Annotated in this window: 16 protein-coding genes and 2 tRNA genes; 3 read left to right on the top strand and 15 right to left on the bottom strand. The window is 70.1% G+C overall.

Annotated features, from left to right (window positions below):
* Position 1 precedes the first annotated feature (1 nt).
* Positions 2 to 931 carry a deoxyribose-phosphate aldolase gene (gene deoC / locus AW270_RS15145; RefSeq protein WP_061294972.1) on the bottom strand — a complete coding sequence of 310 codons (930 nt, stop codon included), beginning with the start codon at positions 929 to 931 and terminating at the stop codon, positions 2 to 4.
* 216 nt (positions 932 to 1,147) lie between these two features.
* On the opposite strand from deoC, the gene AW270_RS38745 reads away from it, so the two are divergent.
* A complete protein-coding gene (locus AW270_RS38745) occupies positions 1,148 to 1,306 on the top strand; it encodes a hypothetical protein (RefSeq protein WP_157521999.1) in 159 nt (52 codons plus the stop codon).
* Between the two features lie 102 nt (positions 1,307 to 1,408).
* Positions 1,409 to 4,252: a helix-turn-helix transcriptional regulator gene (locus AW270_RS41790; RefSeq protein WP_275477758.1), complete on the top strand. Its 2,844-nt coding sequence runs from the start codon at positions 1,409 to 1,411 to the stop codon at positions 4,250 to 4,252.
* 52 nt (positions 4,253 to 4,304) lie between these two features.
* Here AW270_RS41790 and AW270_RS15135 read toward each other — a convergent pair whose 3' ends face one another.
* From AW270_RS15135 to AW270_RS15095, 10 genes are all read right to left on the bottom strand, one after another.
* The gene (locus AW270_RS15135; RefSeq protein ID WP_061294970.1) at positions 4,305 to 4,877 is read right to left on the bottom strand and encodes a TMEM165/GDT1 family protein; all 573 of its coding nucleotides are present in this window, start codon (positions 4,875 to 4,877) and stop codon (positions 4,305 to 4,307) included.
* 188 nt (positions 4,878 to 5,065) lie between these two features.
* Entirely contained in the window at positions 5,066 to 6,106 is a 1,041-nt protein-coding gene (locus AW270_RS15130) for a UDP-N-acetylmuramate dehydrogenase (protein ID WP_061294969.1), read from the bottom strand.
* 10 nt (positions 6,107 to 6,116) lie between these two features.
* A complete protein-coding gene (locus tag AW270_RS15125) occupies positions 6,117 to 7,187 on the bottom strand; it encodes a CysS/YqeB C-terminal domain-containing protein (RefSeq protein WP_061294968.1) in 1,071 nt (356 codons plus the stop codon).
* A 20-nt stretch (positions 7,188 to 7,207) separates the two neighbouring features.
* A complete protein-coding gene (locus AW270_RS15120; RefSeq protein ID WP_061294967.1) occupies positions 7,208 to 7,636 on the bottom strand; it encodes a MaoC family dehydratase in 429 nt (142 codons plus the stop codon).
* Positions 7,637 to 7,638: 2 nt separating this feature from the next.
* A complete protein-coding gene (locus tag AW270_RS15115; protein ID WP_061294966.1) occupies positions 7,639 to 8,088 on the bottom strand; it encodes a MaoC family dehydratase N-terminal domain-containing protein in 450 nt (149 codons plus the stop codon).
* 203 nt (positions 8,089 to 8,291) lie between these two features.
* Positions 8,292 to 8,456 (bottom strand): 50S ribosomal protein L33, encoded by a 165-nt coding sequence (gene rpmG / locus AW270_RS37735; protein ID WP_030921771.1) that lies wholly within the window; start codon positions 8,454 to 8,456, stop codon positions 8,292 to 8,294.
* Positions 8,457 to 8,532: 76 nt separating this feature from the next.
* Positions 8,533 to 8,606 (bottom strand) — tRNA-Met (locus AW270_RS15110).
* Between the two features lie 192 nt (positions 8,607 to 8,798).
* A tRNA-Thr gene (locus AW270_RS15105) sits at positions 8,799 to 8,871 on the bottom strand.
* A gap of 78 nt (positions 8,872 to 8,949) precedes the next feature.
* Positions 8,950 to 9,393 (bottom strand): hypothetical protein, encoded by a 444-nt coding sequence (locus tag AW270_RS15100; protein ID WP_061294965.1) that lies wholly within the window; start codon positions 9,391 to 9,393, stop codon positions 8,950 to 8,952.
* A gap of 66 nt (positions 9,394 to 9,459) precedes the next feature.
* Positions 9,460 to 9,639 (bottom strand): hypothetical protein, encoded by a 180-nt coding sequence (locus tag AW270_RS15095; protein WP_061294964.1) that lies wholly within the window; start codon positions 9,637 to 9,639, stop codon positions 9,460 to 9,462.
* 99 nt (positions 9,640 to 9,738) lie between these two features.
* Between AW270_RS15095 and AW270_RS15090 the strand changes: the two genes are divergently transcribed.
* On the top strand, positions 9,739 to 10,356 hold the full coding sequence (locus AW270_RS15090; RefSeq protein ID WP_061294963.1) for a hemerythrin domain-containing protein: 618 nt from the start codon (positions 9,739 to 9,741) through the stop codon (positions 10,354 to 10,356).
* Here AW270_RS15090 and AW270_RS15085 read toward each other — a convergent pair.
* From AW270_RS15085 to AW270_RS15070, 4 genes are all read right to left on the bottom strand, one after another.
* Entirely contained in the window at positions 10,343 to 13,582 is a 3,240-nt protein-coding gene (locus tag AW270_RS15085; protein WP_061294962.1) for an ATP-binding protein, read from the bottom strand. The genes AW270_RS15090 and AW270_RS15085 overlap by 14 nt on opposite strands.
* Positions 13,583 to 13,589: 7 nt before the next feature.
* Positions 13,590 to 13,775, bottom strand: a complete 186-nt coding sequence (locus AW270_RS15080; protein ID WP_061294961.1) for a hypothetical protein — start codon at positions 13,773 to 13,775, stop codon at positions 13,590 to 13,592.
* A 157-nt stretch (positions 13,776 to 13,932) separates the two neighbouring features.
* Complete coding sequence (locus AW270_RS15075; protein WP_169807319.1) at positions 13,933 to 15,105, bottom strand: FG-GAP-like repeat-containing protein; 1,173 nt, start codon at positions 15,103 to 15,105, stop codon at positions 13,933 to 13,935.
* A 333-nt stretch (positions 15,106 to 15,438) separates the two neighbouring features.
* Positions 15,439 to 17,799: an ATP-binding cassette domain-containing protein gene (locus AW270_RS15070; RefSeq protein ID WP_061294959.1), complete on the bottom strand. Its 2,361-nt coding sequence runs from the start codon at positions 17,797 to 17,799 to the stop codon at positions 15,439 to 15,441.
* Between the last annotated feature and the right edge of the window lie 47 nt (positions 17,800 to 17,846).

Below are 17,846 nucleotides of genomic sequence, written 5' to 3'. Positions count from 1 at the left end.
CTCAGTCCAGGGTGAAGTAGTCGGGGCCGGCGTAACGGCCGGTGGTGAGCTTCTGGCGCTGCATCAGCAGGTCGTTGAGGACCGACGACGCGCCGAGCCGGAACCAGTCGGGGTCGAGCCAGTCGGGCCCGGCGGTCTCGTTGACCAGCACGAGCATCTTGATCGCGTCTTTGGTCGTCCGGATGCCGCCGGCCGGCTTCACGCCCACCTTGCGGCCCTCGACGGCGAGGAAGTCGCGCACCGCCTCCAGCATGACCAGCGTCACCGGCAGCGTGGCGGCGGGCTGGACCTTGCCGGTGGACGTCTTGATGAAGTCTCCCCCGGCCAGCATCGCCAGCCACGAGGCCCGGCGCACGTTGTCGTAGGTGGCCAGCTCGCCCGTCTCCAAGATGACCTTGAGGTGGGCCTCCCCGCAGGCCGCCTTGACCGCCTGGATCTCCTCGAAGACCTTGAGGTAGTCGCCGGACAGGAACGCGCCCCGGTCGATGACCATGTCGATCTCGTCGGCCCCGGCCGCGACGGCGAACGCCGTGTCGGAGACCTTCACCTCAAGGGTGGAGCGCCCGCTGGGGAACGCGGTCGCGACGGAGGCGACCTTCACCCCCGACGAGCCGACGACGTCGCGCGCCTCGGCCACCAGGTCGGGGTAGACGCAGACCGCCGCGACACTGGGCACGGTGGGGTCGGCCGGGTCGGGGTGGACGGCTTTCGCGCACATCGCCCGGACCTTGCCCCGGGTGTCGGCGCCCTCCAGGGTCGTGAGGTCGACCATGGAGATGGCCATGTCGATGGCCTGGCGTTTGGCGGACGTCTTGATCGATCGAGTGCTCAGCATCGCGGCCCTGGCGTCGGCGCCGACCCGGTCGACACCGGGCAGGCCGTGCAGGAACGCCCGCAGTGAGGCATTCGACGAGGCAGTCACAGTTGACACCTCCCCAGCATCGCCGACCTTGGGGAATACCGCCAAACCGGGTGCTCACGACACTGGGCCTCCGTTTTTGGCACATCTCACAACCGGCCTAAGCAGGGTCTTAGGTACGAATGCCCACAGAGCCTCCAGGACATAGGGCATCCGCCCGATGTGCCGGACGGGGTCTTAGCCGGAACCTTGAGTAAGGAAAGAAGAACCGAACAAGGAGAAGGTCGGATGACCCCCGAACTGCACTACCAGGTGATCCTCAACCGCGTGGCCGAGCTCCACGACGAGGCGACCAGCTACCGCCGTGTCAGGGAGGCCGAGAAGGCGCGCGAGCGGGGCGGGCATCACCGCCTCCGCGCCAGCCTCGGCAAGTTCCGGGCGCTGTGACCCGCGTCCAGATGCCGGGCCGGAACCTCCCTCCCGGCCCGGCATCTCATCCCCCGTAAAAAGGCGCGAATCTCCCGAAGTAGGCATGACATGCTGGACGCCATGATGGGTCGGGCCGCTAGCCCCGTCTTCGTCGGACGGGAGATCGAGCTGGAGCAGCTCGGCGAGATTTTCGACCAGGCCCGTAAACAGGCCGCCGCCGCCGTCCTCGTGGGCGGCGAGGCGGGGGTCGGCAAGACCCGGCTGGTCACGAGGTTCGCCGAGCAGGCGGCCGCCGGCGGAGCGCAGGTCTTCGCCGGGGGCTGCGTCGAGCTGTCCACCGAAGGCCTCGCCTACGCGCCGTTCACGGCGGTGCTGCGCCAGCTCGTCCGCGACATGGGGGCCGCGGACGTCGCCGCGCTGCTGCCCGAGGGCGCGGGGCGGGACCTGGCCCGGCTGCTGCCGGAGTTCGGCGAGCCCAGCGGCGACGTCGAGACCGACACGGCCAGGGCCCGCCTGTTCGAACAGATCCTCACGCTGCTGGAACGGCTGGCCGAGCGCCGCCCGATGGTCCTCGTCATCGAGGACGTCCACTGGGCCGACCGGTCGAGCCGTGACCTCATCGCCTTCCTGAGCCGGAACGTGTCGGCGATTCCGATGCTCATGGTGCTGACGTACCGGTCGGACGAACTCCACCGCACCCATCCGCTCCGGCCGGTGCTCGCCGAACTCACCCGCGTCGAAGGGGTCGTCAAGGTCGAGGTGCCCCGCTTCACCGAAGACGAGGTGGCCCGGCAGATGGCCGGGATCCTGGGCACCACCCCGACCTACGGCCGGGTGTCGACCATCTTCGACCGCAGCGCGGGCATCCCGCTGTTCGTCGAGGCGCTGCTCGACTGCGGCACCGACGGCAACCTGCCCGAGTCGCTGCACGACCTGATCATCGGCCAGGTGGAGCGCCTGCCCGAGGAGACCCAGCGGGTGCTGCGCATCGCGGCGGCCGGCGGCAACCGGATCGGCCATCCCCTGCTCTGCGCGGTCAGCGGGCTGTCCGAGTCGGACCTCGAAGACGCGATCAGGCCCGCCGTGGCCCGCAACGTGCTCCAGGTCGCCGACGGCGGCTACACCTTCCGGCACGCGCTGATCCGCGAGGCCGTCCACGACGAACTGCTGCCCGGTGAGCACGCCCGGCTGCACGCCCGCTTCGCGCAGGAGATCGACCGCGACCGCGCCCTGGTGCCGCCGGGCCGGGCGGCCATCGAGATCGCCCACCACTGGCATTCGGCCAGAGACGACCTGTGGGCGCTCGTCTCGGCCTGGGAGGCCTCCGAGAAGGCGACCAAGGCATTCGCGTACACGGAGAAGGTGCAGCTCCTCGAACGGGTGCTCACGCTCTGGGACAAGGTCCCCGACGCCGCGCAGCGCATCGGCGCCGACCACACCACGGTGCTCGAACGCGCTTCCGAGGGCGCCTACGCGGCCGGCGACGTCGACCGGGCGCTCAAATACGTGAAAGCGGCGCTGGCCGAGCTCGACGACGAGACCGCCCCCGAGCGGGTCGCCGAGCTGCTGGTCCGGATGGCGAGCTGCAAGAAGCAGCGCGGCCGGGCCGGGGCCATCGACGACCTCAGGAGGGCCGAGCGGCTGGTGCCGCTGCCCAGCGAGACGCGGACGCTGGTGCTGACCCGCCTCGGCACCCTGCTGATCATGGCCGACGAGATCGTCGAGGGCACCGCGCTCACCACCGAGGCGCTGCGCATCGCCAGGGAGATGGGCGACGAGTGCCGGGAGGCCGACCTCCTGATGAACCTGTCGCTCGGCCACTCGATCAACGACGACCTGGAGGCCGCGCTGGCCGTCAACGCCCGCGCCCAGGCGATCGGCACCCGCCTCAAGAGCGGCCGGGTGGTGCTGCGGGCGCTGGCCAACAACGTCGACGCGCTGGAGAACCTGGGCCGCTCCGAGGAGGCCGTGGCGCTGGCCCTGGAGGCCGAGAAGCTCGCCCGCGAATACGGCCGCTACCGCAACCAGGGCGTCTTCATCGCCAACAACCGGGCCGAGGCGCTCGAATCGCTGGGCCGCTGGGACGAGGCGCTCGACCTGATCAACCGGTCGCTGATGCTCGACCCGTCCCCGCTCAACCGGTGGCACCTGCTCCGGGTGCGGATCCAGATCGGCATGGCCCGCGGCGAGCTGGAGCAGACCCTCGCCGACCTGACCGACGTGGGCGCCCTGTCCGGCCACACCGAGGAGTACACCCAGGAGCGCATCCTCAACACCCGCGCGGCCCTCCAGTGGCATCTGCTCACCGGCAACCCGGAGACCGCGCTGACCAGGGCCGAGGAGGCGCTCAACAGCTGGCCGCTGTCCCGCAAGCCGATGCTCGGCTGGCGGCTGCTCGCGACGGCCTACCGGGTGAGCGACGCCGCGCTGCCGATCAGCCCCAACCGGGCCGCCGCCCTGCGGGCCAGGGCCGACGAGTTCCGCGTCACGATGCAGGCCAAAGGGCCGGTCGGCGAGGCCTACGAGCGGGAGTGCCACGGCGAGTTCGACGAGGCCGCGGCCCTGTGGGCCCAGCTCAGGCGCCCCTACCAGCGGGCCCGCAACCTGCTCATGGCCGCCCACGGCCGGGAGAGGGACGCGATGGCCGTCCGGCTCCGCGAGGCCCACGCGCTCGCGACCGGCCTGCGCGCCGCCCCGCTGATCGACCAGATCGGGGCGCTGGCCCGGCGGTCGGGCATCGCGCTGACCGACGCCCCGGCCGAGACGACGGCGCTGCTGACCCCCCGGGAGATCGAGGTGCTGCGGCTGCTGACCGAGGGCCGGTCGAACCGGGACATCGCCCAGACGCTGACGATCTCGGCGAAGACCGCCAGCGTCCACGTCTCCAACATCCTGTCCAAGCTGAGCGTCTCGACCCGGGGCGAGGCCGCCGCGGCGGCCCACCGCCTCTCGCTGTTCAATTAGGGCAGATTCCCAGCGCGAGCCACGGCCGGCCTTCGGCCGTCCGCGTCTCGCTTCACGAACTAAGCACGGGCTCCAGCAGCAGGAGCACGCCGAAGACGGCGAACGCGGCGGCGGCGCCGTATTTGATCCACTTCTCCGGCAGGTGCTTGCCGAGCAGCCCGCCGACCACGATGGCCAGCGCGTCGGCGGCCACCATGCCGACCGTCGAGCCGATCCAGGTGCCGACCCAGCCGTACTGGGTGGCCAGGGTGATGGTGGCCAGCATGGTCTTGTCGCCGAGCTCGCTCAGGAAGAACGCGACCGTCACCGCCAGCAGCACCGACTTGGTCGCCCGCTTGGCCTTCGCGGCCTCCTCGTCGGTCAGGGAGTCGCCGCGCAGCGTCCACAGCGCGAAGCCGAGGAACGCGATGCCCGCCACGATGGAGATCGCGGTGGTGGGGAGGTGGTCGCCGAGGAGGCCGCCGAGGGCGACGGAGAACAGGTGGACGACGGCCGTCGCGATCGTGATGCCGGCCAGGACCGGAAGGGGCCGGAACCTGGTGGCGAAGGTCATGGCCATCAGCTGGCTCTTGTCGCCCAGCTCGGCCACGAAGATCACGGCGAGGGAGATCCAGAACGCATCCACTCGGAGGTCGCCTTTCGCATCAGCGCGACCGGGCCGAGTTCTGCCGGGGAGCATCACTTCGGCCCGGCAGCGTTCGAACACTGTCGGGCCGAAGGTCTCGTCCGCCACACGGGCCCCCGCGGCCGGACGCGGCGAACGCGTCAGTATGTCGACCAGCGGTGTTGTGGACTACTCCCCTTCGGGCTGTCTCACAGACTAACGCCTATCATCACGGGTTCATTCACCAGGGTCACCCCGAACTTCGCTTTCACCCCATCCCGGACTTCCCGGGCGAGCTCGACGAGGTCGGCGGCCGAGGCCTGACCGGTGGGGTTGGTGAGGGCGAGGGTGTGCTTGGTGGACAGCCGGACCGGCCCCCGGGCGTAGCCCTTGTGGAACCCGGCGTGCTCGATCAGCCAGGCGGCCGGGACCTTCACCGCGCCATCCATCCCCGGGGCGTCGGCGGGCCAGCGGGGGTAGCCGGGGGCCAGCTCCTCCAGCGCGTCGGCCTGCGCCTTGCCCAGGATCGGGTTGGTGAAGAACGACCCGGCGCTGATGGTGTCGGGGTCGGCGGGGTCGAGCACCATGCCCTTGCCCCTGCGCAGTTCGAGGACCTTGGCACGGGCCCGCGCCAGCGGCACCCGCTCGCCGGGCGCGACGCCGAGGCTCCTGGCCAGTTCGGCGTACGCCAAGGGCTGCGAGAGGCCGTTCTCCTGGAGCTTGTAGGTCACCGACAGGACCACGAACCGGTCGAGGGCGCCCTTGAAGGCGCTGTCGCGGTAGGCGAAACCGCACTCGCCGGCGGGCAGGTCGAGCGTCTCCCGCATCAGCCGGTCGTAGACCCGCACGGCCACGATGGTCTGGGAGACGTCCTGGCCGTAGGCGCCCACGTTCTGGATCGGGGTCGAGCCGACCAGCCCGGGGATGCCCGACAGGCACTCGATCCCCGACAGCCCCTCGGCCACACACCGCTCGACGAGGGGATCCCAGTCCTCCCCGGCCGCCGCCGTCACCAGGCCGCCGAAGCTCGTGATCCCGCGGGTGCCGACCTTGACCACGAGCCCGTCGAACCCGGCGTCGGAGAGCACCAGATTGCTCCCGCCGCCCAGGATCAGCACCGGCTCGCGCCGCTCATCGGCCTCGGACACCAGCTCCACGAGCCGCTCGTCGGTCTCGGCGGTCACGAAGGCCCGCGCGTTCCCGCCCATCCGCAACGTCGTGTGCGGCGCCAGCCGCACCCCCTCTTCCATGCCCGCCAGCCTAACGGCGCAGCAGGGCGAGAACTCTGTCGTAGGTCCGCTGCGACTCCTGCTCGCGGTAGGCCGCCTCGGTGTCGAAATAGCCCCGGTGGCGGGCCTGACGTACCGGAAGATCCTTTTCCGGTACGACCAGACGCCCCGGCAGCATCAGCGAGAACTCCAGGTCGGCGTTGCGGTAGAAGCGCGCGTGCTCCGGGAAACCGCCGATGCCCAGCGCCCTGGCCCGGTTGACCGCGAAGAGGTAGCCGAGCAGCGCCGTGACCTCGCCCGCGCCCGCCTCGCGCCACTCGTTGCCGCCGGGCTCGGGCTCGACGCCCTTCCATCCGGCGCCGACCACGTCGGGCACTTCGAGGGCCCGCAGCAGCGGCCTGATCGCGTCGCCTTCGAGGATCGTCGAGGTCTCCATGACCACATGGGCGTCGGCCGTGTCGAGCTGGAGCAGCTTGGTCCGCGCCGGGCCCCATTCGGCGGTGCCGCCGGCCCAATGGGGCCGCTCGGCGACGTGCCAGGCCCTGATGCGGTCGGGGTGGTCCTCGGCCAGTTCGTGCAGGACGTCCCCGGCGCCGTCGACGTTGCCCAGGTCGAGCGCGATGATCCCGGCGTCGGTGTGCGCGAGCAGCGCCGCGACGCAGGCCCGCAGGTCGTCGGGCCACCCGTCGACCAGCAGCGCGACCGAGGCGGTCAGCTTGGGGACGTCGATCTGCCGGTCGACCCGGGAGGTGGCGATCGCGCCGTCCCAGAGAGCCTGCGAGGCGGCCATCGACGGGGTGCCCGCGTCGTTCAGGGCCGTCTCGGTGATCGAGCCCGGATAGGGGACGGTCGACTTCGGGTCGGGATCGCCGGGCGGGCGGCCCTCGACGATCGACGACACCGGGATCGACCGGACCGAGGGCCACACCTCGTAGTGGGGGCGCTCGGTCAGCTCGAAGCCCCCGCCGGGCGTGTCGTAGACGTCGTATCCGGCCTCGGCGAGCTCGTGGCGCAGCCGGTCGGCGGCTTCGAAGTCCTTGTCGGCCCGTGCGGCGGCGCGGCGCTCGGCGATCTCGACGACGTTCTGCGGTGGTTGGCTCACTTAAGGAGCGCTACCCCCGATCATGCGAGCTGAACTACCGCCCTGGCTTTGGACAGCACCCGCGCGTCGCCCGATCTCGCGGTCAGCACGACGATCACCCGCTTGTCGGGAAGCTTCTCCTCGATGAGGCCGGAGACGCTGATCGTGGCGCCCGCCTCGTCGTCGGGGACGACGACCATCGACGAGAACCGCACGCCGTAGTCGACCACGGCGGCCGGGTCGCCGGCCCAGTCGGTGACGTAACGGCCGCCCTGGGCCATCGTGTACATCCCGTGGGCGATCACGTCGGGCAGGCCGACCGACTTGGCGAACCGCTCGTTCCAGTGGATGGGGTTGAAGTCGCCGGAGGCCCCGGCGTACATCACCAGATTGACGCGCTCGACGTGATATTCGGCCGGGGGCAGCTGCTGGCCCTGCTCGACCTCGTCCCATTTGACGGTGGCCCCCATGGTTACTTCGCCCCTCCGCGCTCGACGATGACGTTGAAGCTGGTGCAGACGGGCTCGCCGTCGAGCGTGGTCACGTCGCCGCGGACGGTCACGAACTCGTTGCGGCCGACCGAGCGGATTTCGGAGATCGTGGAGGTGCACAGCAGCTGGTCGCCGGCGTAGATGGGCCGGTCGTAGGTGAACCGCTGCTCGCCGTGGACGACCATGGCCCAGTCGAGGCCGAACTCGGGGTCGTTGAGCCCCTCGCCCGCGCCCGCGAGGGCGAAGACGATCGGGAAGGTCGGCGGGGCGACCACGTCGGGGTGCCCGGCGGCCTTGGCGGCCTCGGTGTCGCGGTAGATCGGGTTCGCGTCGCCGATGGCGGCGGCGAACTCCTTGATCTTGAGGCGGCTGACCTCGTAAGGCGTCGGCGAAGAGTACGCCCGCCCGATGAAGTCGCGGTTCAACGCCATCGGGCGCTCCTCGCTTGGTTGATCGATACGTCTGGACGACCAGTTCTACCGTACGGCCGAACGCTCCGATAACCGAAGAGGTGACGCAAGGAGAAACGCGAACAACCGGCGGCCCTCAAGTGGCGTCGCCGGTTTCGCGTGAGAACGAGCACCGCGCCTGCGGCTGGGGGGCCGCCGGGCGTTCGCGGAACTGAACTACAGCTTTAGCGGGTCTCTCGGTGAGCCTGGTGAGTCTTGCAGTTGGGGCAGTACTTCTTCAGCTCAAGCCGATCCGGGTCGTTGCGCCGGTTCTTCCGCGTGATGTAGTTGCGGTGCTTGCACTCCTGGCAGGCCAGCGTGATCTTCGGCCTAACGTCGGTGGCAGCCACGTGGGAGTGCCTTTCTACGTCTGGGACTACTGGACAACCCACACCGGTCCCTGTGAAAGGGAGCCCGGAAGGGTAGTAGCGGAGGCCGGACTTGAACCGGCGACACAACGATTATGAGCCGTTTGCTCTGCCTGACTGAGCTACTCCGCCTGGAGACCGACCAAAACTGACCGGCCACGCAAGGATACCCGACCCGTGCGACTGCCACACACGTGGTATTCCACTGGGAACGGGTTTCGGGAATTCACGAGGAATCCCCAAATCACTTTTGCGGGGATTGTTTTTCACCCGCCAAGCCAAAAGCCCCACCCGATTTCATCGGACAGGACCTGATGGCTTTAGAGCCCCCAAACGGAATCGAACCGTTGACCTTCTCCTTACCATGGAGACGCTCTGCCGACTGAGCTATAGGGGCGGGCCCTGCGTTCGCTCTCGCGTTCGCGGACAGGTAAACCATACACGTCCCGCGCAGTGGATGCGAAATCCAATCGGCCTAGGGCGTCTGGAGGGTTCCGATCAGGTCGGCGCCCTGGTCCTTGGCCGACTGGAGGTCGTCGGGCTCGATCGTGTAGCTCGTGAAGTAGGTGCGGCCGCCCTTGGTCGTGGGCGTCGCGAGGGTCACCGTGGCGCCGTAGGGCTCCTGGAGGCAGTCGGGCAGGCACCAGCTCCCGGTCAGCATGCCCCGGCCCACGGCGGTGTCGGGCCCCCACTTCTCCCACGTGAGCTTGTTCATCGTGGAGAATTCGGAGATGACCAGGTCGGCCGGCTTCTGCGCGGGCGAGCCCTGCTCGTCGCCGAAGAAGTTCAGCACGTACACGTCCTGGGCCGACGGCACGGACGCGGCGGGCGGCGTCGGGATCGGGATCCCGTCGGGCGGCGTCGCGGAGCCGCAGGCGACGAGAGCGACGCAGAAGGCGAGCACAGTGACCAGACGCATGTCTCGACCGTAAACGGCCGGGTCGGGAAAACCCTGTCACCTGGGGGTGTGGTTATGGCCTCAGTGTTATGGCCTCAGTGACACGACTTCGCAGAGGTCGGCCAGGTCGACGAAGCGCGCGACCTCCTCGACCGAGAAGCAGTCGGCGAGGTGGCGGCCATGCCGTTCGACGCGGAGCACTTGACGCTCGCCGAACAGCCCGGGCACGATCGCGTAGCCGTCGGGCCCCACCCATCGACTCCTCATAGCCCGACAAACTAGCGTCCCCCACCGTCAGTTTCGCCCCATCTGCCCCACCAAGTCGCCAACAGGTCTCCGCCAAGCACCACGGCGCATCGTCGGGGCATGACGACCCCCGACCTGACCGGCATCCGGATCATCCACCGGGCCATGCGCGGCGACCTGCACCGTCTCGTCGCCCTCACCGAGCACCTCGCGGCCACCACGCCGACCCGCGCCAGGGCGATCGCCCACTTCGTGGGGCGGATCACCCACACCATCCACCAGCACCACACGCGCGAGGACGAGATCGTGTGGCCGCTGATCGAGCGCTCGGCCGGCGCCGCCGCCGACCTCGGCGACCTGAGCGAGGACCACTCGCTGCTCGACCCGCTGCTGAACGAGGCCGACGCGGCCGCCAAGGCGTTCGCCGCGGGCGGCGACGCCAAACCCCTCCACCTGGCGCTCAAGCGCCTCTCCGAGCTCCTGGACGAGCACATCGAGGCCGAGGAACGCCTGATCTTCCCCGTCGTCCTCCAGTACGTCACCGAGCGGGACTGGGCCGAGGCGGAGACGCGGATCCGCAAGGGCGGCGACATCCGCTTCGACCTGTGCTGGGTCGGCCAGTACGCCACTCGCGAGGAGATGGCCCGCATCAGGAGGATGGGCGGGCCGGTCGTCACGCTGATGCTGGCCGCGCTGCGCCCCGGTCACCGGCGGCGGCAGCGGCTCATCTTCGGGTGAGCGCCTCCCGTGCCCGGCCGGCCCAGAATGCCGAGCCGACCCTCTCGGCGATCTCGGCGGCGGCCGCGTAGTGGCGGACCGCCGCCTCCTCGTCGCCCAGGTAGCGGGCCAGGTCGCCCAGGAAGTGGTCGACCGGCCCGTGGGTGACCGAGCCGCTGGACAGCCCGGCCATCTCCCCGGCCAGCGGCCTGAGCTGCTCGTAGGTCTCCTTCGCGGCGCGGCGGTGGCCGAGGGCCATCGCGGTCTGCGCCCGCATCGTCAGCACGAGCGACTGGTAGACGCCCGGGAAGGGCGGCTCGTCGGGCTGCCAGCGGGCCCGCGCCTCGTCGAGCCGCCCGGCGGACACCAGGGCGCGCGAGTAGATCTCGTGGACGGTCTCCAGGTCCTTCCAGACGGCCTCGTAGTCGTCGATCAGCGTGCCGGTGTCGCCACGGGTGATCCCGATGGCCAGGCGGGCCATCAGGCCGTAGGCCACGGCGTTGCCGTCGCCGATGGCGGCGAGCTGCCCGGCCAGCCCGACGACGGCGTGCTCGGCCTCGTCGAAACGGCCCTCGATGTACAGGTCGAGCGTGTCGAGCAGGGCGAAGACCCCGAGGATGTGGGCGAACTGGCCGCTGGTGGAGCTGCCGGTCGCCAGGGTCGCGTAGTGGCGGGCCTGGGCGCGGTCGCCCCGGGCCAGCGCCACCATGATCTTCATGTAGCGGCTCAGCGTGAGGTAGCCCTGCAGCCCGTTGGCCTCCGCGACCTCGAACACGTCGTCGGCCAGCCGGTCGAGCCGCGCGCTCTGCCCGGCGTGGACGCAGACCCAGTAACGCGCGTTGTACGCCATGCAGAGCAGCATCGGATCGCCCAGCCGCCCGGCGATCTCGATCGCCTCCGCGCTGTCACGTTCGATCTGCTCGCCGCCGTAGGGCTCGGTCTCGTTGCAGAGGGCCACGAGCAGGCGGCAGCGCATGGCGTCGTCGGCGTCCGGCAGGGCGTCCTGGATGGCTTCGATCATGTCGAGGTCGAGGACGTGCTCGGTGACGATGCTCCAGATCAGCGGCACGTCGATCGACGTGACCAGGCGGGCGAGCCGGGCCGGGTCGCCGAGGCGGCGGGCCGCCGGGAGGGCCTGGCTCCGCAGCTTCTTGGCGCCGGCGAGGTCACCGGCGTGCGCGAGGGCGGAGACCAGGCGGCACTGGAGGTCGAGCCGCCCGGCGTCTTCGGGGGCGATCTCCACGGCGCCCCGCAGGAGGGTGACGGCCTCGCGGTGGGCGTACAGGGAAGAGGCCTTCTCCGCGGCCCTGGCCGCGTAACCGACCGCGCGTGCGGCGGTCGCGGCGGTGGCGGCGGCCAGCGCGTGGTGGGCCAGCGAGCCGACGTCGCCCGGCCTGGTCGCCTCCAGCGCGTCGACGACCTTGCCGTGGAGGCGGGTCCGGCGCAGCCGGGGGATGTCCTCGTAGAGCGTCTCGCGGACCAGCACGTGGGCGAACCTGACCTGGCCGGGGTTGGGCTCGGTCAGCAGCCCCGACAGCACCCCCGCTTCGAGCCCGTCGAGGACGGTGTCCTCGTCGGCGTCGCGCATCGCGATCAGCACGTCGGCGTCGGCGTCCCGCCCCACCACGGCGGCGTCGCGCAGCGTGGTCTGCGCGGTGGCCGGGAGGCGGGCGATGCGCCTGCGGATGACGTCGCGGACCCCCGGCGGCAGCCGGTGGACGGCCTGCACGCCCTCGGCCGCGAGCAGCCGGGCGGTCTCGGAGACGAAGAGCGGGTTCCCGCCGGTCCGTTCGGCGAGCACGGTCAGCGTGGCCGGCCCGACGGCGACCCCCGACCGGTCGAGGACCAGCCGGGCGATCTCCTCCTCCCCGAGCCCTCCGAGCGTCAGGTGCTCGGCTGTCTGCGCGGCCAGCGCCGCGCCGGTGGCCATCAGGTCGGTGGTCGCCTCGTCGGGCCGGTGGGTGAGCAGGACCAGCACCGGCGTCCCGGCCAGCCGGGTGGCGAGATGGCGCAGCAGGTGGAGCGTCTCGTCGTCGGCGCGGTGCACGTCTTCCAGCACGACCAGCAGCGGCGCGGCGAGCTCGGCGAGATAGTCGCCGACCGCGCGGGCCAGCCAGAACTGCCCCACCGGCTCGGCGTCGTCGGTCAGCAGCGGCGCCAGCTTCGGCAGGAGCGCCGGAGCGGGCGGCCGTCCCGGGACGAGCCCCCGGAGCACCTCCGACCACGCCCACGCCGGCGGCACCCCGCCGACCGTTTCCGGGCAGCGCCCCGCGGCCGTCGTCCACCCCTGGGACGCCAGCCGCCGCGCGAGGGCGACGGCGACCGTCGACTTCCCCGACCCGGCGTCTCCCCCGAGCCAGGCGACCCGGAACCCGCCGGTGGCCTGCTCGGCGGCGCGCGCGAGCCGATCGAGCTCGGCCTCCCGCCCGACGATCTCACCGCTGTCCGCGGCCTTCGGACTGACCTTGATCGGCTCAGGCGGCGGGGAGAACTGGATGGTCTCGGTCTGGTGGAGGATGTCCGATTCGAGCGTCCGCAACGCGGGCCCCGGATCGACGCCGAGTTCCTCGGCGAGGGTCTCGCGGGTGCGCCGGATCACCGCCAGCGCCTCAGGCTGCCGCCCGGCCCGGTAGTAGGCGAGCGCGAGCAGCCGGACCGCGTTCTCCCTCAGCGGATGGCCGCCGACGTGGCGATCGAGCTCCGCGACGACCTCGGCGTGCCGCCCGAGCGCGATGGCCGCCTCCGCCCGATATTCGATGGCCACCAGCCGCAACTCGTCGAGCTGCGCGGCCTCGGCGACCGCCCACTCCTCGTCGGCGAACTCGGCGTAGGCCGGCCCGGTCCAGAGGGCGAGGGCGTCGTCGAGCGTCCGGAGGCGCTCGACGGGGTCCTTCTTCGCCACGGCCTCGTCGACCAGCCGGGGAAACCGCCAGGCGTCGACCGCACCCGGCGGGAGCTGAAGGCGGTAGCCGGGCGGCGCGGAGACGATCACGGTGGCCGGGGTGCGGGGCGCCCTGCCGGGTTCGAGGATCCTGCGCAGGTTCGAGATGTAGACCTGCAGCGCGCCGAGGGCCTTCGGCGGCGGCTGCTCCCGCCAGAGATCCTCGATGAACCGGTCGGCCGATACGATGTGCCCACCCCCGGCGACAAGCCGGGCGACGACCGCCCGCTGAAGGAACGTTCCCAGCTCGACCGGGACATCTCCGACGGACGCCGCTAGCTGCCCCAAAACCCGCAATCGCAACATGATGCCGTCATTGTTCCGGGATCCACCGGACAGAGACAGCCCCGTCTTCACGCCCCTTGGCGAAGATCGCCTCAGCCTGCCGCCCTTGAGCCCAGCGCCGCGCATAGGGCGCCGCCTCGACGACCACGCCGTCCCGGACGACCAGGCCGAACGTCGCCCTCTCCGTCGACCACCAGATGAGCCCATCCCGCATGCCTGGATCCTAGGAACGGGCCCTGACAGAAAGGTCCAGGCCTCGCAGGAATCAGCCTGCCCCTGCGCCGCCTACGACCAACCCGTCTCCAACCTGCCCGGGATCTCCGCCCGCAGCCGTCGCGTCTCCCTGGGACCAGCCCCGGCATGGAGCGATGTCATGGATGACTGGGGAGGCTGAAGCCCAGCCCATTGCTCGCTTTGGAGCTCAATTTGAGGCGCTGGAGGCCGGTGTAGCTTCCCTTCGGAAGAATGTGGATTTCACCGATTCCATAGACGCCCGGCATTCCCGCAACGACATCGAGTTTCGCGTCTCCGGCCACGTCGGCGATCCACATCGCGCGGCCGAATTGGGTCTCGTAGTTCTCCCGGTCGTATTTCCGGGAAGCCGTCTTCGTCACCCCGGTCGAGGTGCCCGAATAGAGCTCGGCCCAGTCGTGGTTGTCGGCCGAGACGTGGACGGCCAGGTCGGCGCGGCCGTCGCCGGTCACGTCGCCCGCCGACAGATTGGCGGGGTAGTAGTCGAAGGCGAGAACCTGAGCCGTGCCGAAACCGGATCCCGAACTCTTCTGGACGAGCACCCCGCCCTCACCGGTCGCCAGCGCCAGATCGGCCTTCCCGTCACCGGTCAGGTCGGCGGCGACGACATCGACGATGTCCCGGCGGGAGGGCTCGAACGACCAGGCGCGCGACATGGCCAGGCCCTTCGCGTTTCCAGGAATGACGGTGATCCTCTGCGGGCCGGTGGGTTCCGGATAGGCGGGCCGGAAATCGGTCGCCACGAGATCGGGGCGCTTGTCGCCGTTCACGTCACCCGTGGCCAGCACGGCGCCGAATTTCGCCGCGCCGTTCTTCAACGTCACCGACTTGGCCAGCCCTTTGCCGCCACCTTTGAAGACGACGATCTCCTTGTCGCCCTGCACCGCCACGTCACCGTAGCCGTCGCCGTTGAAGTCGGCGGCCTGCATGGGCGCGTTGGTGACCGGCCAGGCGAACGACTTGCTGAATCGGAGCCCGGTGGCCGAACCCCGGAAGACGACGATCTTCTTACGGGCCGAGGCGAGAACGTCGGAATAACCGTCCCGGTCGAAATCGGCGGTCGCCAGAACGTGACCGAGATTCTCTTTGGCGACCGGCTTGGACGCCGACGCGATCCTGGCCTTGGCCGACACCTTGGACCCGCCGAACCAGACGACAACAGCCCCGGCGTCGGTCCTGCCACCCACCTTGAGCAGGGGCGCACCCGCGATGACGTCGGCCCTGCCGTCACCGTTGACGTCACCGGGCAGCGCGGGCCGCTTCTTGGGCGCGGCCCCGGCGGGCGAAGCCACCAAGGCGATCCCGGCCGCGACCGCGACACTTACAGCTAGACCATTTCTCCACAGCGCCATATAAGGAAAGACGTCCAATTCGGCACTGTGGTTGACGCGTCGCGAAGCTCAGCAATTCCGCCAAGTAAGCACACTTGGCGGAATTACCCGAATCCGCATTCACGAGTCGGCAGCGCGATCCCCAAGTCCACTACTGAGCATTGATCAACGCGAAGGACTCCGCGGTTCAGCATATGGCGATGCAGGTTTCGGTGAAGTGGGCACAGCAGCCCCCATGGCTGTCTGAGCTCCAATCGCTTTCGAGCCCGCACCGCCCGGTAGACCCTCCGTCGTTCAGGCCCCCACGTATGCCGCCAGGTGCTCCCCCGTCAGCGTCGAGCGCTTGGCCACCAGGTCGGCTGGGGTGCCCTCGAAGACGATCTGGCCGCCGTCGTGGCCGGCGCCCGGACCGAGGTCGATAATCCAGTCGGCGTGGGCCATGACGGCCTGGTGGTGTTCGACCACGATGACCGACTTGCCCGAGTCGACCAGGCGGTCGAGGAGGCCCAGCAGCTGGGCCACGTCGGCCAGGTGGAGGCCGGCCGTGGGCTCGTCGAGGACGTAGGTGCCGCCCTTCTCGGCCATGTGGGTCGCCAGCTTCAGGCGCTGGCGCTCGCCGCCCGAGAGGCTGGTGAGCGTCTGGCCGATGCCCAGGTAGCCCAGGCCCACGTCGGCCAGGCGCTTGACGATCGCGTGGGCGGCCGGGATCTTGCCCTCGCCCTCGCGGAAGAACTCCTCGGCCTCGGTGACCGACATCGCCAGGACCTGGCTGATGTCCTTGCCGCCGAACTTGTAGTCGAGCACCGACGCGTTGAACCGCTTGCCCTCGCACTCGTCGCACGTCGTCGCGACCCCGGCCATCATCCCCAGGTCGGTGTAGATGACCCCGGCGCCGTTGCACGCCGGGCAGGCGCCCTCGGAGTTGGCCGAGAACAGGGCGGGCTTGACGCCGTTGACCTTGGCGAAGACCTTGCGGATGGGTTCGAGCAGGCCCGTGTAGGTCGCGGGGTTGCTCCGCCGCGAGCCCTTGATCGCCCCCTGGTCGATGGAGACCACGCCCGCCCCGCGAGGGATCGAGCCGTGGACGAGCGAGCTCTTGCCCGACCCGGCCACGCCGGTCACCACGGCGAGCACCCCGAGGGGGATGTCGACGTCGACGTTCTTCAGGTTGTGGGACGTGGCGCCGCGGATCTCCAGTTTGCCCTTCGGCTCGCGGACCGACTCCTTGAGGGAGGCGCGGTCGTCGAAGTGGCGGCCGGTGATCGTGCCGCTGGAGCGCAGGCCCTCGACGGTGCCCTCGAAGCAGACCTCGCCGCCCGCCGATCCGGCGCCGGGGCCGAGGTCGACGACGTGGTCAGCGATGGCGATCGTCTCCGGTTTGTGCTCCACGACCAGGACGGTGTTGCCCTTGTCGCGCAGGCGGAGGAGCAGGTCGTTCATCCGCTGGATGTCGTGGGGGTGGAGGCCGGTGGTCGGCTCGTCGAAGACGTAGGTGGTGTCGGTCAGCGCCGAGCCGAGGTGGCGGACCATCTTGACGCGCTGGGCCTCGCCGCCCGACAGGGTGCCCGAGGGGCGGTCGAGCGACAGGTAGCCGAGGCCGATCTCGGTGAACGAGTCGAGCGTGTGGGAGAGCTTCTCCAGCAGCGGCGCGACCGACGGCTCGTCGAGGCTCCTGACCCAGGTGACCAGGTCACGGATCTCCATCGCGCACGCGTCGGCGATGTTGATCCCCTTGATCTTGGACGACCGGGCCTGCTCGGCCAGGCGGGTGCCGCCGCAGTCGGGACAGGAGGTGAAGGTGACCGCGCGCTCCACGAAGGCGCGGATGTGCGGCTGCATCGCCTCCTTGTCCTTCGACAGCATCGACTTCTGGATCTTGGGGATCAGGCCCTCGTAGGTGAGGTTGATGCCCTCGACCTTGACCTTGGTCGGCTCCTTGTAGAGGAAGTCGTGGAGCTCCTTCTCGGTGAACTGGCCGATCGGCTTGTCGGAGTCGAAGAAGCCCGACTCGGCGAAGATCTTGACCGTCCAGATGTTGTCGACCTTGTAGCCCGGCACGGTGATCGCGCCCTCGGAGATCGACTTGGTCTCGTCGTAGATCTCCTTGAGGTCGATGTCGGAGACCGAACCGCGCCCCTCGCAGCGCGGGCACATGCCGCCAAGCATGTTGAACGTGCGCTTCTCGGTCTGGCCGCCGCCCTTGGCCACCGTGATCGACCCGGCCGAGGTGACCGAGGGGACGTTGAACGAGAACGCGTTGGGCGAGCCCACGTGGGGCTGGCCCAAACGGCTGAACAGGATGCGCAGCATCGCGTTGGCGTCGGTCGCCGTGCCCACGGTCGAGCGGGGGTCGGCGCCCATGCGCTGCTGGTCGACGATGATCGCCGTGGTCAGCCCCTCCAGGACGTCGACCTCCGGCCGCGCCAGCGAGGGCATGAACCCCTGCACGAAGGCGCTGTAGGTCTCGTTGATCAGCCGCTGGGACTCCGCGGCGACCGTACCGAAGACCAAAGAGCTCTTGCCCGAGCCGGATACGCCGGTGAACACCGTGAGCCGGCGTTTCGGCAGCTCGACGCTGACGTCTTTGAGGTTGTTCACGCGCGCGCCGTGGACCCGGATCAGGTCGTGGCTGTCGGCGGCGTGTGGCTGGCTCATGGTGTCTCCCCGCTCTCGGCAGCTTCGAGGGTACGTGCCGCCACTGA

The sequence above is a fragment of the Herbidospora cretacea genome (assembly GCF_001570605.1).
Lineage (GTDB): Bacteria > Actinomycetota > Actinomycetes > Streptosporangiales > Streptosporangiaceae > Herbidospora > Herbidospora cretacea.
Note: the sequence above shows the minus strand (reverse complement) of the source record. Positions and strands in the feature narration are given on the sequence as shown.

What these genes read in the sequence shown, in the direction of transcription:
- AW270_RS15090 (WP_061294963.1), top strand. Translation starts at nt 9,739, where the DNA reads ATGACGACCCCCGACCTGACCGGCATCCGGATCATCCACCGGGCCATG.
- AW270_RS15070 (WP_061294959.1), bottom strand. Translation starts at nt 17,799, where the DNA reads ATGAGCCAGCCACACGCCGCCGACAGCCACGACCTGATCCGGGTCCAC.
- AW270_RS15095 (WP_061294964.1), bottom strand. Translation starts at nt 9,639, where the DNA reads ATGAGGAGTCGATGGGTGGGGCCCGACGGCTACGCGATCGTGCCCGGG.
- AW270_RS15100 (WP_061294965.1), bottom strand. Translation starts at nt 9,393, where the DNA reads ATGCGTCTGGTCACTGTGCTCGCCTTCTGCGTCGCTCTCGTCGCCTGC.
- AW270_RS15085 (WP_061294962.1), bottom strand. Translation starts at nt 13,582, where the DNA reads ATGTTGCGATTGCGGGTTTTGGGGCAGCTAGCGGCGTCCGTCGGAGAT.
- AW270_RS41790 (WP_275477758.1), top strand. Translation starts at nt 1,409, where the DNA reads ATGATGGGTCGGGCCGCTAGCCCCGTCTTCGTCGGACGGGAGATCGAG.
- AW270_RS15120 (WP_061294967.1), bottom strand. Translation starts at nt 7,636, where the DNA reads ATGGGGGCCACCGTCAAATGGGACGAGGTCGAGCAGGGCCAGCAGCTG.
- AW270_RS15115 (WP_061294966.1), bottom strand. Translation starts at nt 8,088, where the DNA reads ATGGCGTTGAACCGCGACTTCATCGGGCGGGCGTACTCTTCGCCGACG.
- AW270_RS15130 (WP_061294969.1), bottom strand. Translation starts at nt 6,106, where the DNA reads ATGGAAGAGGGGGTGCGGCTGGCGCCGCACACGACGTTGCGGATGGGC.
- AW270_RS38745 (WP_157521999.1), top strand. Translation starts at nt 1,148, where the DNA reads ATGACCCCCGAACTGCACTACCAGGTGATCCTCAACCGCGTGGCCGAG.
- AW270_RS15080 (WP_061294961.1), bottom strand. Translation starts at nt 13,775, where the DNA reads ATGCGGGATGGGCTCATCTGGTGGTCGACGGAGAGGGCGACGTTCGGC.